Origin of the sequence: Slackia equolifaciens, from assembly GCF_003725995.1 — a bacterium.
In the GTDB taxonomy this organism is placed as follows: domain Bacteria; phylum Actinomycetota; class Coriobacteriia; order Coriobacteriales; family Eggerthellaceae; genus Slackia; species Slackia equolifaciens.
This window is the reverse complement of sequence record NZ_QIBX01000002.1, coordinates 136,242-152,819: the sequence shown is the minus strand read 5'-3', so window position 1 is coordinate 152,819 and position 16,578 is coordinate 136,242. Positions and strand designations below refer to the sequence as shown.

General features: G+C 61.6%; 14 protein-coding genes. All 14 read left to right on the top strand.

Translation table 11 applies throughout. The features are described 5' to 3' along the window. Positions 1-57: 57 nt before the first annotated feature. The 14 genes from DMP06_RS02500 (at position 58) to murG (ending at position 16,425) form a co-directional block, all read left to right on the top strand. Positions 58-1,671 carry a CTP synthase gene (locus DMP06_RS02500; protein ID WP_123208168.1) on the top strand — a complete coding sequence of 538 codons (1,614 nt, stop codon included), beginning with the start codon at positions 58-60 and terminating at the stop codon, positions 1,669-1,671. Positions 1,672-1,801: 130 nt separating this feature from the next. Beyond that, complete coding sequence (gene xerD / locus DMP06_RS02495; RefSeq protein WP_123208167.1) at positions 1,802-2,779, top strand: site-specific tyrosine recombinase XerD; 978 nt, start codon at positions 1,802-1,804, stop codon at positions 2,777-2,779. 102 nt (positions 2,780-2,881) lie between these two features. Then, complete coding sequence (locus tag DMP06_RS11305) at positions 2,882-3,139, top strand: hypothetical protein (RefSeq protein ID WP_148042479.1); 258 nt, start codon at positions 2,882-2,884, stop codon at positions 3,137-3,139. Between the two features lie 457 nt (positions 3,140-3,596). Beyond that, positions 3,597-4,319: a helix-turn-helix domain-containing protein gene (locus DMP06_RS02490; protein WP_123208166.1), complete on the top strand. Its 723-nt coding sequence runs from the start codon at positions 3,597-3,599 to the stop codon at positions 4,317-4,319. Continuing rightward, positions 4,298-4,651, top strand: a complete 354-nt coding sequence (locus DMP06_RS02485; RefSeq protein ID WP_123208165.1) for a hypothetical protein — start codon at positions 4,298-4,300, stop codon at positions 4,649-4,651. Before DMP06_RS02490 ends, DMP06_RS02485 begins: the two co-directional genes overlap by 22 nt. Positions 4,652-5,735: 1,084 nt before the next feature. After that, entirely contained in the window at positions 5,736-6,170 is a 435-nt protein-coding gene (locus tag DMP06_RS02480) for a division/cell wall cluster transcriptional repressor MraZ (RefSeq protein ID WP_123208164.1), read from the top strand. Positions 6,171-6,188: 18 nt separating this feature from the next. Beyond that, positions 6,189-7,151 carry a 16S rRNA (cytosine(1402)-N(4))-methyltransferase RsmH gene (gene rsmH / locus DMP06_RS02475; protein ID WP_123208163.1) on the top strand — a complete coding sequence of 321 codons (963 nt, stop codon included), beginning with the start codon at positions 6,189-6,191 and terminating at the stop codon, positions 7,149-7,151. A 69-nt stretch (positions 7,152-7,220) separates the two neighbouring features. Continuing rightward, positions 7,221-7,754, top strand: a complete 534-nt coding sequence (locus DMP06_RS02470; protein WP_123208162.1) for a cell division protein FtsL — start codon at positions 7,221-7,223, stop codon at positions 7,752-7,754. Positions 7,755-7,763: 9 nt separating this feature from the next. Then, positions 7,764-9,482: a peptidoglycan D,D-transpeptidase FtsI family protein gene (locus DMP06_RS02465; RefSeq protein ID WP_123208161.1), complete on the top strand. Its 1,719-nt coding sequence runs from the start codon at positions 7,764-7,766 to the stop codon at positions 9,480-9,482. 47 nt (positions 9,483-9,529) lie between these two features. After that, the gene (locus DMP06_RS02460) at positions 9,530-10,951 is read left to right on the top strand and encodes a UDP-N-acetylmuramoyl-tripeptide--D-alanyl-D-alanine ligase (protein WP_123208160.1); all 1,422 of its coding nucleotides are present in this window, start codon (positions 9,530-9,532) and stop codon (positions 10,949-10,951) included. Further along, the gene (mraY, locus tag DMP06_RS02455; RefSeq protein ID WP_123208159.1) at positions 10,948-12,003 is read left to right on the top strand and encodes a phospho-N-acetylmuramoyl-pentapeptide-transferase; all 1,056 of its coding nucleotides are present in this window, start codon (positions 10,948-10,950) and stop codon (positions 12,001-12,003) included. The genes DMP06_RS02460 and mraY overlap by 4 nt, the downstream gene beginning before the upstream one ends. A 249-nt stretch (positions 12,004-12,252) precedes the next feature. Further along, the gene (gene murD, locus DMP06_RS02450; protein WP_123208158.1) at positions 12,253-13,683 is read left to right on the top strand and encodes a UDP-N-acetylmuramoyl-L-alanine--D-glutamate ligase; all 1,431 of its coding nucleotides are present in this window, start codon (positions 12,253-12,255) and stop codon (positions 13,681-13,683) included. Positions 13,684-13,692: 9 nt separating this feature from the next. Continuing rightward, complete coding sequence (locus tag DMP06_RS02445) at positions 13,693-15,318, top strand: FtsW/RodA/SpoVE family cell cycle protein (RefSeq protein WP_245962337.1); 1,626 nt, start codon at positions 13,693-13,695, stop codon at positions 15,316-15,318. Positions 15,319-15,324: 6 nt separating this feature from the next. Next, on the top strand, positions 15,325-16,425 hold the full coding sequence (gene murG, locus DMP06_RS02440; RefSeq protein WP_123208157.1) for an undecaprenyldiphospho-muramoylpentapeptide beta-N-acetylglucosaminyltransferase: 1,101 nt from the start codon (positions 15,325-15,327) through the stop codon (positions 16,423-16,425). Positions 16,426-16,578: the final 153 nt, after the last annotated feature.

Here is a 16,578-nt window from a genome sequence, read left to right as displayed (position 1 = left end):
TGTTTTGAGCACGAGTCCTCCCCGCCCGCCGAGCTCCCGAATGAGATAGGAGCGTCCATGGCAAAACACATCTTTGTGACGGGCGGCGTGGTTTCGTCGCTAGGCAAGGGCATCACCGCCGCATCGCTGGGGCATCTGCTTAAAGCGCGCGGCTACAAGGTGACCATGCAAAAGATGGATCCGTACCTCAACGTGGATCCGGGCACGATGAGCCCGTTTCAGCACGGCGAGGTGTTCGTGACCGAGGACGGCCACGAGGGCGATCTTGACTTGGGGCATTATGAGCGCTTCATCGATGAAAACCTCACGCGCGAATCAAACTTCACGCAGGGCTCCGTTTATCAGAGCCTGATCGCCAAGGAACGTCGCGGCGATTTTCTGGGAGGCACGGTGCAGGTGATCCCGCATGTGACCAACGCCATCAAGGAACGTCTGCGCCGCATCGCCGAAACCACGGGCGCCGACATCGTGATCACCGAGATAGGCGGCACCATCGGCGACATCGAGGGCCAGCCGTTCATCGAGGCCGCGCGTCAGTTCAAAAAAGAGCGCCCGGCGGGCGATGTGCTGTTCGTGCACGTGACGCTCGTGCCCTACATCGCCGCCGCGCACGAGGTGAAGACCAAGCCCACGCAGCACAGCGTGAAGGAGCTGCGTTCCATGGGCGTGCAGCCCGATTTCATCGTGTGTCGCAGCGACCACGAGGTTTCGTCCAGCGTGCGCGAGAAAATCGCACTGTTTTGCGATGTGGCGCCCACCGACGTGCTGGCGTGCGTGGACAGCCCTAGCCTCTACGAGGTGCCGCTGGGGCTTTTCGACCAGGAATTCGACCTCAAGGTGCTCGAAAAGCTGGGGCTCGAGCCGCATGAAATCGACCTCTCGCCGCTGCGCGCATTCCTTTCCGCCGAGAAGAACCGTGAGGGGCAGGTGGATATCGCCGTGGTGGGCAAATACGTGAGCCTGCCCGATGCCTACCTCTCCATCATCGAAGCGCTGCACCATGCGGGTGTGGCAAACGGGGTGAATGCGAAGCTGCACCTGATCGACGCCGAGCGTGTGACCGACGAGACCGCCGAGGAGCTTTTGAGCGGGATGGATGGCATCTTGGTGCCGGGCGGCTTTGGCCAGCGCGCGTTCGAGGGCAAGATTGCCGCAGTGCGTTTTGCGCGCACGCGCGGGGTGCCGTTCTTCGGCATCTGCCTGGGGCTGCAGGCGGCTGTGTGCGAGTTTGCGCGCGATGTGGCCGGCCTTGAGGGCGCCACGTCCTCCGAGTTCGACCAGAATGCGACGTATCAGGTGGTTTCGCTCATGCCCGACCAGGAGGACATCGACGACAAGGGCGGCACCATGCGTCTGGGGGCCTATCCCTGCAAGCTTGCGCAGGGCACCCTTGCGCGCCAGATCTATGGCGATGAGATTATCTATGAGCGCCATCGCCATCGCTACGAGGTATCCAATGTGTATCGCCGCGCGCTGCAGGAGGCGGGTCTGGTGATTTCCGGCACTTCGCCCGACGATCGCCTGGTGGAGATGGTCGAGCTTCCCGAGCATCCGTGGTTCGTGGCCAGTCAGGCGCACCCTGAGTTCAAGAGTCGTCCCACGCGCCCGCATCCGCTGTTCGTTTCGTTTGTTGCGGCGGCATGCAAAGGGCGCGAATCGCGCAGTGCCTAAAGGCGTGTGCTATTCTCCTTGTGCCCCGGTATGCTCCGCTTCGCCGTTCGTGGTATGGTGCGTTCGATGAATGGGGCCACACGGGGCGGGCGCGCTAGGCCGCCTTTGGCAAGGGACGGTATGGATCTACATGGCAAGGCTGTCGCTCAGGAAAACGGCGGAAGGGCTCGGCGCCGCGGCGTCGGGCCTTCTGGCGTTTCGAGACGAATATCTATCGTATCTGTCGGTGGAGCGCGGGTCTTCGCGTGCGACCCTGAATTCGTACGCTGACGACCTGGAGGACTATCTCGCGTTTCTTGGCGAGCGCGGAGTATCCGATTTCGCCGAAGTGACCCATGAGCACGTGGAGGCGTACGCTGCAGACCTCAAACAGCGAGGATATGCGCCGTCGAGTGTGGAGCGCCACATGGCGGCGGTGAAGGGGTTCAGCAAGTTTCTTGTGCGCGAGGAGTATTGCCGTACGAATCCAGCCGATTTGGTGCCGCTGCCCAAAATCCCTGATCGCTTGCCCGACGCTATCACGGTTGACCAGGCGGATGCGTTGCTCTCGCAGCCATTTCGTGACGGTCCTCTGGGGTTGCGCGACCGTGCCATGCTGGAGGTTCTGTATGGCTGCGGCTTGCGCGTGAGTGAGCTGTGCGGACTCGATTCGTCCGATGTGTTTCTGAACGAGGGGCTGTTGCGCGTGATGGGAAAGGGGTCGCGCGAGCGCGCGGTGCCTATTGGCGGCATGGCAGAGGCAGCGCTTTCGGCGTATCTTGATGCCGGGCGTCCCGAGCTGTCTGCGCATGCGAGGCGCGCATGTTCGGCGGTGTTTCTCAACGCACGCGGCGGGCGCATATCTCGTCAGAGTGTGCATGCGCTGGTGCGCGATGCGGGGCTTGCCGTGGGGATCGAGGATTTGCATCCGCACACGTTGCGTCATTCGTTTGCCACCCACATGCTAGAGGGAGGGGCGGACTTACGCGCAATTCAGGAAATCCTGGGGCATTCCGATATCGCCACCACCCAGATTTACACCCACGTAAGCCGCGCCCATATTCGCGAGGAATACCTGGCGGCGCACCCTCGCGCGCAGAGGGGCGGGGCGAAAAAGCTGGCTGAATAGCAATCGGCACAGAGCGCACCCTCGCGCGCATATGGGCGGGCGGCGGCAACGGTCTCCCGCGAGCGGCTGTCCAGGCGCACCCTCTCGCGTAGAAGGTCGGGCGTGAAAGTGAAGTATTTGGCGGGACGCGATAGCGCATCCGCCGGTGGAGTGTTTTTCGACACATGGAGCCGTTTTCTCGTTCTCCACGGCGCGTGCCGTACGTCCAGGTTTGCCCTGGGCGATCCCTTGCTGAAAAAGTTGCGTTTAGCGAGATTCAGGGTGTCTTTTGCTGAAAATGTTGCGTTTAGCGTTATGGAAAGGGCGTTCGAAGGAAGAGTGGCTGCATCGGCTTTCATTGAGAATTCCAATAATGCCTGATGGGGCTGTTGTTCAAAGCCTTTGCTGCAAAGGGGTCCTCATTTGTCTGGGGAAGAGCTTTCGCTAAACGTAACTTTTTCAGCATGAAGAGGCCCAATTCTCGCTAAACGTGCCTTTTTCAGCGCGAAGGGAGAGGCGAATATCGCTAAGCGTAATTATTTCAGCGAGGTGGCATGCGGGTATCGCTGAGCGCGGCCGTTGTGGGGGCCGTCCGCGGGCGCCCGATCGGCAGTCCCTATGGACTTGCCCCAATCGTAATCCGACATCCTGGACCGTCGTCCCGAACATCGAATTAACTGCGACTCAAACTGTAATGGGGTGGGCGCAATAGGTCGGCCATCGTTTCCCTGCGAGATGGTTCTGTCGCAAGATCTTGAGTGCGGATAGGGGCGGCGAGGGAATCGCATTTTCTCCAGGTGCTTCTTGACGCGGGATTTGGGGATGAGCGCCGGATGAGATTGGGCAACAAGAGAAGCGCACGGCGAAAGGCCTTTCGCAGCGAGAGCTCGCGCAAAAGCTTTACGTGACGGAACCGGCCGTGAGCAAGTGGGAACGTGGCGTGTCCTACCCCGACATCACGCAGATTACGCCGCTGTGCGAGGCGCTTGAAGTGAGCGAACACGAACTGGTCACGGCGAGCGACGACGAGCGCCAACGCCGTATGGAGCGCGAGGTGGACGTGCATCGCAAAGTGCGCCTCGCGTGGCTCATCGCGTGGAGTGCGATCTACCTATTCGTCATTGCGGGCGCGGCTACGACCCAAAACCTCATTGGTCCGTTTCCCTACGACATTGCGCGGGCGGTGGCGGGGTGCCTGCTTCTGGCGTCGTTCACCCATGTGCCCGTGCTGGTGAAGACAGAGCGCGGCATGGCGGCGTTCTGCTCGGGGTATTGTTTCGCGAATCTGCTGATGCTGGTGGAGTACGGGCGCTATGGATGGGCGGGCTTGAAGACGTTCAGCCTGTCTTTCGTGGGTTTGCTGTTCGCCGTGAGCGTTGTGGCGCTGCCATTTGTGCTGGTGTGGGCGGCGCGGCGCTCGGATGCTCCTGCTCTTTCGCATAAGGGGCTTATTTATTTGTCCACCGTATCCATGCTGCTGATGTTCTTGGTGTCAGCTACCTGCATGCGCGATGGGGGGTGCTTGAAGAAACACTGCGGATGGATTGTGTCGCCGCGGTGATGCTCGTGCCGGTATGGACGACGTTTCTGGCGGTGCGGTACATGCGCGTCGCCTTGCCGTTTCGTCTGGCGGCCGCCATTGCGGCGTTTGGCGCAGGGGTCTTTCTGGGCAGCGGCGTGGTGAACATGCTTTTCTACGGAACGCTCAGCTCGTTCGACCTTCATACGCATGTGAACTTCGCCGACTGGGCTACGTATCCTGCGGTCAACGACAATCTGTGCTGGCTGGCGCTCATCGTGATCCTGGTCGCCGCAGCCGCGCTGTGCGTGGTGGGTGTTGCGCGCGCGACGAGGCGCGCGACGAACGAACGCGATTCGAAGCGCGGCGAATAAGCGCGTTAAGGCTGCGGGCCTTGAACGGATCTCCAACGGTTGCCGGACGTATCTCGAGCGAAGCCCCCCCCCAACGACTGCCGGACATAGCCCGAGCGAAGTTTCATCGGGTATCCCCGTTCATCATCCGGCTACTCGGAAAGAGCCCCGACGATTGCCGGACGTAGCCGGGCGAACCTCCGACGATCGCCGGACGTAGCCCGGGTGAAGCCTCAACGATCGCCGGACCATACCGCCGCGCTCAATGTGACAGTTTTCCCAAGTATGTAATCCTTTTCGCCCCTATAATTCCGCGATGTGCCAGTTTTCTCGAGTATGTAATCCTGGAGCGTGCAAGATACTAGACAAAGTGTCGAATATCTTCGTCCAGAGGGGCTTTTTAGAGGAAATAAATAACATCGAGTGCGGTTTAGGCCGATCTGAACGTCGAAAAAGCATTCGAGAGGATTACATACTTGGAATAACTGGCAATATCGCGCTCCAGGGGCGGAAGAGGATTACATACTTACGAAAACTGGCAAGCTTGGCCGTTCGGAGCCGGAAACTCCCAGTTGCTTTCATTTTTCCGAGAGTGCTGGGCGCAACTGGTCTTCGGTTTGGCGGCAATCGCCTCGGTTTGATGGGCGATCTCCTGGTTCGTTGCAATCGGACTCGTTTTAGCGGGTAATCATCTTGGCCCATCGCAACCGAGTTTCGGTTTGGCGGCAATCGCCCCGGTTTGGCAGGCGATCATCTTGGCTCATCGCAATCGGTCTCGATTTAACGGGTGATCGTCTAGGCCAATCGCAATCGTCTCGATTTGACGGGTCGGCGCCTTGATTCAGCGAAGCGGCGGCACCCCTATGGGCAGACCTCCCACCCACAACATATTTCCCTCACAATCTTGAAAAGAAGGGATGGCACTACATCTTGTGCCATCCCTTTTTCATCCGCCGGATATGGAAACAGCGGCATCGTTTTGGCGCGATTTAGGACAGGGTGGGGCAATGGGAGATTGAAAGTGGGGGATTTTTCCTATTTGGTGGGAGAAAGTGGGATATAATGGCGTCACCGGTTGAGATGTGGGAAAGGAAGGAGCCAGGGGTTGGACGACCTCTTCGGCCAATACCGCTATAAGGTTGACGCCAAGGGACGTCTGTCTCTGCCTGCCCAATTTCGCAAGTCTCTGCCGGAAGGCACCGAGATGGTTGTGCTGAGCAACGCCAAAGCGGGCAAGCTTTTGGTGTATACGCACGAGGAGTTCAAGAAGTGGAAGGATTCGCTGTTCGAAAAGCGCGGCGGATACGACCCCAATGAACCTGCTCACGTAAAGCTCGAGCTTGCGCTTAACTCGCTATCCATGCCGGGCACCATCGACGCTGCGGGGCGCATCACCCTGTCAAAGGAGCAGCGCGAAAAGGTGGGCATCGATAAGGACGTTACGCTAATCGGCAACACCAACCACATCGAGGTGTGGGACACGCAGCGCTGGGAGGAATACCAGAGCAGCATCGATCTCGACGCATTGCTGTTCGGATAAACCTGGCGAGGAGTGTTCATGACAAACCAATACCGACATATACCTGTTCTGCTCGCCGAGTGCCTCGAACAATCACACCTTACATCGCAGCACACGTTCGTGGACGCAACGCTCGGCGGGGCAGGACATTCGTCCGAAGTAGCCAAAATGCTGGGACCTGACGGCATCCTGATCGGCATCGACCAGGATGATATGGCCCTTGCGGCCGCGGGGGCTCGCCTGGAATCCCTCAACTTAAACACACCACCCAGGATTGAGCTCCTCCGCGGCAACTTCGGCGACATGGACGAGCTGCTCTTGCAGGCCGAGATTCCCGGGGTGGATGTATTTTTGTTCGACTTGGGAATGTCCTCGCCGCAGATCGACCTCCCGCAGCGTGGCTTCTCCTTTAAGGAGGACGCTCCGCTTGACATGAGGATGTCTCCGGGCAAACAGACCATAACCGCAGCAGAGCTCATCAACACCCTAGACGCAGCAGAGCTCACCCGGATCATCCGCGAGAATTCCGACGAGCGGTGGGCGAGCAGAATCGCCCAGTTCATCGTCGAAGCGCGGGAGTGTAAGCCCATCGAGAGGACGGGCGAGCTGGTGGACATCATCAAGGCCGCCATTCCTGCCTCGGCGCGTCGCGCAGGAGGCCACCCGGCAAAGCGCACCTTCCAGGCCTTGCGCATTGAGGTGAACGGAGAACTCGACGTGCTCAGGCGTGGGCTCGATGCCGCTGTTAGGTGGCTCAACCCCGGCGGGCGCATTTTGGTGATCAGCTATCACTCGCTGGAGGATCGCATCGTGAAGGAAACCTTCGCGGAGCATGCGCGCACGTGCACGTGTCCTCCTGATTTGCCGATTTGCGTGTGCAATGCGCATCCGGTGCTCAAGGTGGTTACGCGCAAGCCCATTCTTCCCACGTCGGAAGAAGTGGAGCGCAACCCTCGCGCCCGCAGCGCAAAGCTGCGTGTGGCGCAGAAGCTAAAGCAATAACTACGGGAAGCCGAGCCTCCCGTAAGACGACCGACCGAAACGCAACATCAACACAGAAAGGAGGCCGGTATGAAAAACGAACGTTCCTACCGTGCTTCCCGGTCGGACACCTCCCGTGCCGCAGGCCGTGCCTATGCCGGATCTTCCCGCTCCGCGTATCTCTATGGAAGCGCCGCTCCGGCGTATCGCCCTGAATCCGAGCCCGAATTTGGCGTTATTCCCGGGCACCGCAGCCGCTCTGAGGTAGTAGAGCTTCCCGCATCTATCATGACCATCGCGCGCGTGGTGGTGGCCGTCGCTATTGTCATTGCCGCAATCGCGTGCGTGCGCGTGGGCCTTTCCGCGATGAGCGTGAACACTTCCATCGCCACGAGCGAGCTCTCCAGCCAAATCGAATCGGCGCGTACCACCGGCAACGATCTTGAGGTCATGCAGAGCCAGCTGTCCAATTCGACGCACATCAAGCTCGAGGCGACGGGTCTCGGCATGGCGGCTCCTTCCGAGACCACCGTGGTCACGCTTGAGCCCGACGTAGTGGCAACTGACGCCCAGGGCAACCTCTCGCTTTCCGGCAGCCTTAGCGCTATCGAGAACGCAGGTTAGGCGTCGCCCATGCGTGCGGCTCACAACGGCAATGCGGCTCCCAAGGGGCCGGGTCTTCCTTCTAGCAGAATATGGTGGCTTCTCGTCATCTTCCTGGGGCTCGCCCTGGTTTGGGCGGGCCGTCTTGTGTATCTCCAGATCATCAAGGCGCCCGAATACAGCGAGGCTGCGGCGGCGTCGCGTACGCTGAGCATCGACATCCCCGCGCGCCGCGGCACCATCTACGACCGCAACGGCAACGTGCTTGCAACGAGCGTGGAGGCGACGACGGTCTATGTGAACCCCAAAGAAATCACCGATGTGAGCGGCACCGCCTCCGCTCTTGCCGAAACGCTGGGGGGAGACGCCGAGGACTACACGGATTACCTCACGCAAGACACCACGTTCGTGTACGTGAAGCGTCAGGCCGACGTGGAGGACGCCGATGCGCTTCGTGCCAAGGGGCTTACCGGCGTCTATTTCCTCGACGATACCAAGCGCGTGTATCCCTATGGGGAGACGGCGGGCCAGATCGTGGGCCTGGTGGATGTCGACGGCAACGGCCTCACGGGCCTGGAGCTGTATTACGACGATATTCTTTCGGGCACGCCGGGCGAGCGCGTGTTCCAAACGGGCGGAGTTGACAAGAACGGCGACAGCATTCCCATTCCCGACGGCACCGAGGTGGATGAGCCTGCGGTGGACGGTCAGGATATTGTGATCTCTATCGACATCGATATGCAGAAAGATCTTGAAGACCGCCTTGAGCAGGGCGTGGACGAGATCGGGGGCACCGATGGCTCCGCCGTGCTGATGGACGCCTCCTCGGGCGAGATCTTGGCGATGGCGTCGACTCCGTTCCTCAATCCTTCCGATACGTCGAAGATCGATGAGGGCGCCGACTCCATCAAAGCCGTAACCTACGCCTTCGAGCCCGGCTCCATCTTCAAAACCGTGTCGGCTATGGCACTTTTGGAGAGCACCGACATCACGCCCGACGTGAAAATCGATTGCCCGGCATACCTCGAGGCGGAGGACGGCTACACCGTGTCCGACTCCCATAAGCGCGCCGACGCGGTGTTCACCTTCCGTGAAATCATCAACCAGTCTTCCAACGTAGGCATTTCGCTTGCAGTGCGCGACTATCTGGGCTTCGGTCCGCTTTATGACAAGATCCTGACGTACGGGCTGAACGAGACCACCGGCGTCGATTACCCGGGCGAGGCGGGGGGCTACCTGGCGCCCGACGTGGAGTCGTGGTCTACCATCGCGAAGTACAACCTGACGTTCGGCCAGGGCGTTTCGGTTACGCCGCTGCAGATGGTGCGCTTCTACGGCGCCATCGCCAACAACGGCGTTGCATGCACCCCGCACCTGCTTATTTCGAAGCCCCAGACCGGCGAGACTCCTACGTATGAGACCAAGCAGATCATCGAGAACACCGACGCCATTCCCACCATGATCAGCATGCTGGAGACCGTGGTGACCGACGGCACGGGCACTGGCGCCGCCATCGACGGCTATACCGTTGCGGGCAAAACGGGCACGGCAGAATACGCCGACGAGGAGAACGGCGGCTACGTCAGCGGCTCCTGGAATCTGGATTTCACGGGATTTTTGCCGGATGCGTCGCTTCCGTTGGTATGCTTTGTGGGCGTGAACGAGGTGCCCTACGAGCGAAATACCACTGAGGTGTTTCACGATATAATGGCGGATGCCATCGATCGCTACGGCATCGTTCAGGATTGATCTTGGATGCCCTGCGGGGCATGGGAGTAAACGCAAGAAGGCACGCGATGAAGTTTTCGATACAAGACATACCGGGCATCACAGGGGGCGACCTATTGGTTGCCCCTCTCGATGCTCGCGCTCAGATATGTGGCTTGAGCTGGGATTCCCGCTCGATTGAGCCAGGGTGGGCCTATGTGGCCATCGTGGGCGAGCGCGTAGACGGCAACGATTACGCCGTCTCGGCCATGGACTCGGGAGCCGCGGTGGTGCTTATGAGCCGCGCCCCTCGCGAGGACGAAGTTGCACGCGCCAAGGAGACGGGTGCGGCTATCGTGGCGGTTCGCGACGGCGAAGAGGCCGTGATAGCCCTTGCTCGCGCGTGGCGCGAGACGCTCGGCGCGACAGTGGTGGGCATTACGGGTTCGGTGGGAAAGACCACCACGAAGGGGCTCGTGCGCCAGGTGCTTTCGGCCAGGTATCGCACGCATGCCACCAAGGGCAACTACAATAATCAGCTCGGCGCGCCCTATACGGTGCTCACCACTCCCGAAGACTGCGAGATGCTCGTGGTGGAGATGGGCATGGACCACGCCGGCGAGATTGCGCGCATCTGCAAGACCGCGCGTCCCGATATGGGCGTCATCACCAATGTGGGCGTGTCGCATCTGGAATATCTGGGCACGCGTGAGAACATCGCCCGCGCCAAAGCCGAGCTCATCGAGGCGCTGCCGCAGGGCGGCACGGCGTTTTTGCGGGCTCAGGGCGAATTCACGGATTTCATCCGCGCGCATGCCCGCACTGAGGAGCGTGGCATAGCCGTGACGCTGTTCGGCGGGCAAGATCCCCGCGCCGATGTGTATGCGACCGACGTCGAGCTTGACGAGGAAAGCCACCCCCGTTTCACCCTGCATGCGAAGGGCGCATCCGTGCGCCTCACGCTGGGGTTGCGCGGCGTTCATAACGTGGACAACGCCTGCGCTGCCGCTGCAGTGGGCCTTGCCTGCGGCATGAGTTTGGACGAGGTCGCCTCGGCGCTCGAGGGCGCTGAGGCCGAAGCGGGGCGTGCGCAGCTCAAACGTGCGGCGTGCGGCGCGCTTGTGTTCGACGACGCGTACAACGCGAGCCCGGCGAGCATGAAGGCATCGCTCGAGATGCTCGCCGCGTATAAGGCGTCCGGCAAGAAGATCGCGGTGCTGGGCGATATGGGCGAATTGGGCCAGGCGTCCGACGCGGGCCACTATGATGCGGGTCGCGCCGCGGCGCTAGCCGGGGTCGATCTGCTCGTGTGCGTAGGCGAGCTCGCCGCGCGCATTGCCCAGGGGGCTCGTGATGGAGGCATGGCGGCAGACCGCGTGGTGAGCGTGCCCGATGCTTCGGCGGCGGTCGAAGCGGTGGCACCTGTGTTGTCCGAAGGCGATATCGTATTGGTTAAGGCGTCCCATTTCATGGGGCTTGACCGCGTTGTTGAAGGGATTGTCGGCGCATGATAAGCAGCTTTTTCTCGTCGTATCCGACGTTTCTCGTGTTTTTGGGGTTTGTGGTTGCCGCGGCCATCACGATGATTCTGATGCCGGCCTGGATCAAACTCCTCACGCGCACCCATATCGGCCAGCAGGTACGCGCTGACGGCCCTCAGAGCCATCTTGTCAAGCAGGGCACGCCCACGATGGGCGGCGTGATCATGCTGATCGCCATTCTCGTCACGGTGCTTTTGGTGGTGCCTCCTTCGTTTGGGTTCGTGGCGGCCATTCTTGCCACGCTCCTCACCGGCGCGCTCGGCCTGTTCGACGATGCATCCAAGGTCATCCATGAACGCTCGCTCGGCCTGACCCCTAAGGGCAAGCTCATCGGTCAGTTCTTGATTTCGAGCGCGTTCATTCTCGCCGTGGTGAACTTCGCCGACATAGAGCCCGTGGTGGAGATTCCGTTCTTGTGCACGCTTGATTTGGGCATCCTCCAAACGTGGATCGCCATTCCCGGCATGGAGGACGGTTTCAGCATTCCGTGGCTCTACCTCATCTTTTGCAACATTCTTCTCATGGGCATGAGCAATGCCGTCAACCTGACCGACGGACTCGACGGCTTGGCGGCGGGCACGGTCATGGTGGTTATGCTGGTGATGGCAGCCATCGCCTACCGCTGCGACATGCTGCCGATGGCGGTGTTCGGCGCCACCATCGCCGGCGCATGCGTTGGCTTCCTCTGGTTCAACACCTATCCCGCAGACATCTTTATGGGCGACACCGGGTCGCTCGCGCTGGGCACCGCGCTGGGCTGCGCGGCCATTGTGACCAAAACCGAGGTCTTCTCCATCATTATCGGCGGCCTGTTCGTGGCCGAGGCCATCTCGGTCATGCTGCAGGTGGCCTACTACAAGCGCACCAAGAAGCGCCTGTTCCTGATGGCGCCTTTGCACCATCACTTCGAAAAGAAGGGCTGGAGCGAGACGAAGGTAGTCATTCGTTTTTGGATCGTGTCGGGCGTGCTGGCAGCTTTCGGCTTCGTGCTGTGGTTCGTGCAGCCGCTCGTAACGGGGTAGGGGGAATCGACCCTCTCGCGAGATGGGGCGCCCTAGGCGCGGAAGGGTCCGTACCCGGGCAGTCCTGCTCGCGCGAAAGCCACGGGGCGCCCTCTCGGGCGCGGAAGGCGGGGACTAAACAGGCCACTGGCCTGTTTATCATGCGGAACTGCGCGGACCCCATCCGCACCCAAGGCGCCCCGCTGCGAGCCGGCTGCATTAAAGGTGCGCCTTGGTGGGAAAGTGTGTTCTCCGCGGTAGGAGGTTGCTATGACTGGTGAGATGATCGAGGGCCGCAAGAGGGCGGCGAAATCGTTGGGCGACGTGCTCATTTTGGGCTTGGGTAAAAGCGGCCGTGCTGCGGCGCGCTACTGCCTGGAATCGCGCCATCTGGGCGAGGACGTGAAGAGCCTCACCATTGCAGCGGGCGAGCAGACGCAAGGCGCGCTCGAGTTCGCGCAGTACTGCGAGTCGCGCGGCGCGAAGGTGTATTTCGACCTGTACACCTTCGAGGGGCACTACGATCTCTGCATTGCGAGCCCCGGCATCTCGCAGTTCTCGCGCTTCTATGAAAATGCCGCCGCGGCGAGCGACGAGGTTATCAGCGAGGTGGAGTTCGCCTGGCGCGAAAGCGCGCAGGATTCATGCTGGCTTGCCATCACGGGCACCAACGGCAAGACCACCACGACGTCGCTCACGACTCACATCCTCGAGGCGGCATCTGCGCGTGTGGAGGCCGTCGGCAATATCGGCAACACCTGCATCGAGGCGGTGGCGCAGGGCAAAAGCGACGTATACGTGGCCGAGACGAGCTCGTTCCAGCTGGCTTCGTGCGTTCATTTCGCGCCTCGTGCCGCGGTGCTGCTCAACATCACGCCCGATCACCTGTATTGGCACATGACTTACGAGAATTACGCTCAGGCCAAGGCGAGTGTGTTCGCGAACATGGACGCGTCATGTCTGGCGATCGTGAACGTGGACGATGCGGGCGTGCAGGAGGTGCTTCCCCAGATAAGGGAGACGGGCGCGCGCGTGTGTGAGGTATCGCTCGAGGATTCGGGCGCCGCTTGGGCCGCGTTCTGCAAAAACGGCATCCTTACGGTTCGCCGGGGCGGGGAGGAGTTCTCGCTCGTGCACCGCGACGGGCTCGCCATCAAGGGCGATCATAACGTGATCAACGCGCTCTGTGCGGTTGCGGCCGCCATGGAGGCGGGGGCCGGGGTCGATGCTGTGCGTGAGGGCCTGCGTTCGTTCAGGCCGCTTGAGCACCGCTTGGAGCCGTGCGGTCAGATCGACGGCGTGACGTTCGTGAACGACTCCAAGGCAACCAACGTCGACGCCACGCTCAAGGCGCTTTCGGCGTATCCCCATGGTCGCGCGGTGTTTTTGCTGGGCGGTCACGATAAGGGCACAGATCTTGGCGAGCTTGTCGAAGCGGCGCAGGATACGTGCCGCGCCGTGGTGTGCTTTGGCGCGGCCGGCGAGCGCTTCATGAAGGCGTTCGAGGGAAGCGCGCTTGAGCACATCCAGGCGGCCCATATGGAGGACGCGCTTGATGCGGCCATCGCAATCGCGCAGCCGGGCGACACGGTGGTGCTTTCTCCGGCATGCTCCTCGTTCGACGAGTTCGATTCGTTCGAGCATCGCGGGCGCGTGTTCAAGCATCTCGTGGCGTTTCGCGCGCAACGCGCCCAGCGCTAGGCGGCTGTTTTGGCGTTTACCCTGATCCATAACAACGATGCTCGATCCGCCGAGAAGGCGGCGAGGGCCCAGGCGGATGCTCGCGGAGTGCCCGCCGACATCATGCTGCCGCGCGTCGTGCTCATGGTGTCGGTGATTCTGCTGGTGCTCATCGGGCTCGTGATGGTGTTCTCCGCATCTACCGTCGAGGCTATTTCCAACGAGGAAAGCGTGTTTTCCTACGTTGGCAAGCAGGCTGCGTTCGTGCTCGCGGGCGCGTTCGGGGCGTTTCTTGTGGCGCGCTTCATGCCGTACCATATTTGGCGGTCGGGTCCGGTGTTCTATGTGTTCTGGGGGCTCGCGTGCGCGCTCTTGGTGGCGGTGCTGCTGGTGGGTACCGAAGCCCTGGGCGCCCAGCGCTGGATCTATATCGGCCCCTTCAGCCTTCAGCCCACCGAGTTCGCCAAGATCATCTTGGTCATCGGGGCGGCGCGTATCCTGTGCGATTTCAACGAGGGCGCGATGAATCTCAAGCAGGCGCTCGTGTGGGGCTTCGTCCTGGTGCTGATCCCGCTTGCGTTTTTGTACGAGACGCAGTCGGATATGGGTTCGGCCATCATCATCTTCATGGGCGTGCTCGCCGTTGCATGGCTGGGCGAAGTGCCGCTCAGGGTTCTCGTCCCTATCGTGCTGATATTGGCGGTGGTGGCCGTCGTTGCCATGAGCACGGGCTACCGCGCCGATCGCGTGAGGGTGTGGCTCAATCCGTGGGACGACGGCGAGGGCGGCTACGGCACGGGCTTTCAGCTGATCCACTCCTACTATGCGTTCTCGCAGGGCGGCATCTTCGGCGTGGGGCTGGGCAATTCGCGCGAGAAGTTCCTCTATCTGCCCGAGGCCGAGACCGACTTCATCTTCTCCATCATAGGCGAGGAGTTGGGGATGATTGGCGCGCTGGCCGTCATCCTGCTTTTCATCGCGTTCCTCTACGCCGGTCTGCGCATTGCCGCCAAGGCACCCGATGATTTCGGCAAGATTCTTGCGGGCGGCTTGACGGTTATGCTGGTAGGCCAGGCGTTTTTGAACATGGCGTGCGCCACGGGGCTGTTTCCCACCACGGGAAAGCCGTTGCCGTTCATTTCGTCGGGCGGTTCATCGGTCATTTCGTCGTTGCTCATCGTGGGCGTGCTCATGTCGGTGAGCTACAACTCCAATGTACTCACGCCCTACGAGCAGCGCCGCAACAACCTCAACGTGCTGCGCGTCGAGCGTGATGAGCCCGTAGACGATTCGCCATCTGAGCGCGTCTCGCGTCGCGGGCGTGCGCACCGCGCGGAGGCGCGCGAGTTTGCGGGGGCCTCGTCGGGTCTCTCCTCCTCAAGGAGGGGGAGCGGGGTCGACCGCGGTGCCGGCAGGTCCGGGCGCGGTTCGGGCCGAAACGTCGACGGGCGCGGGGGCGGTTCCGAATTCGAGAGCTCCTCGCGCGGACGCAGCGATCGGCGTGCCTCTCGATCGTCTCGCGCTGTGAGTTCGAGCGGCGAGAGGCGTCCTGTGCGCGACGAAGGGGCCAAGGCGTCCTCCTCGCGCGCCCGGTCCGGAGGTTTGCGGCTGGGAACCGGCAAAGATAGAACGTACTACGACGACCGAAGGCGATGATGCGGAGTGAGAAAGATAGTCTTATCGGGCGGAGGCACCGCCGGCCACATCAACCCGGCGCTCGCGCTTGCCGAGGTGTTGCAGCAGCGAGGTTTTGAGGTCCACTTCGCCGGCACTCCGCAGGGCGTCGAGGCGCGTTTGGTGAAACTCGCGGGCATACCGTTTACGGCATTCGACGCGGCGGGCTTCGATCGCCAGGCCCCCTGGACGCTTGTGACCTCGAGCATCAAGATCGCCCGTTCGGCCAAGCGCGCCCGCTCCTGGATGAGCGAGCTCGACCCGGCGGCGGTTGTGGGCTTCGGCGGATATGTGTCCATCCCCGTGGGTATGGCGGCGGAGAAGCTCGGCGTGCCCGTGGTGGTGCACGAGCAGAATTCCGTCATGGGCATGGCGAACAAGTTTCTTGCCAAACGCGCTCGCGCGGTGGCGCTGACCTATGGCGTGGCCGCCGAAGGCGTGGATATCCCCGGCGAGACGGTGGTCACGGGCAACCCCGTGCGCAGCTCGGTGCTCTCCGCCACGCGCGAGGAGGGCCGCGCGATGCTCGGCATTCCCGATGACGCCACGATGCTGCTCGTGTTCGGCGGCAGCCTGGGCGCGCGCCATATCAACCAGGCCGTCTCGTCCCTCAAGCAGCGGTTGATGGATATCGAAGGCCTTCATGTGGTACATATCACCGGTCCCAAGGAGTATGACGCCACGCTCGAGGGGCTTGCCCTCACCGATGAGGAGGCCAAGCGCTGGCATATCATGCCGTACCAAGATCGCATGGCGGAGACGCTCGCGGCGGCGGACTGTGTGATTTCGCGCGCGGGGGCCACGTCGCTCGCCGAGATATCGGCGCTGCGGCTTCCGGCGCTTCTGGTGCCGTTCCCGTTTGCCACGGCCGACCACCAGACCACCAACGCCCGCGCTTACGTGGCGGCTAAGGCTGCCTACATGATGCCTGATGACGCGCTTGATTCTCAGGAGTTCGCGGACAAGGTGATTGCGCTTGCGACCGATGCGGCGTTGCGCGAGGAGATGCGCGCGAACGCGGCGGCGTTCAAGACCGAGGATGCGGCGCATGCGTTGGCGGATGTTGTGTGTCGGTTCGCCCGCGCCTGATGGCGCTGGGCTACAATAGGCGGCTGCGCGTTATCCCGCATGAGCTTCATCCGACGGGACGCTTCGTATTTCGGGAAGGCTTGAGCAAAGGCGGGTGCTGCGCTTTGACGCCGGGAGGCGCCGAGGCGCATTCGTATAGAGACAGGAGTGACT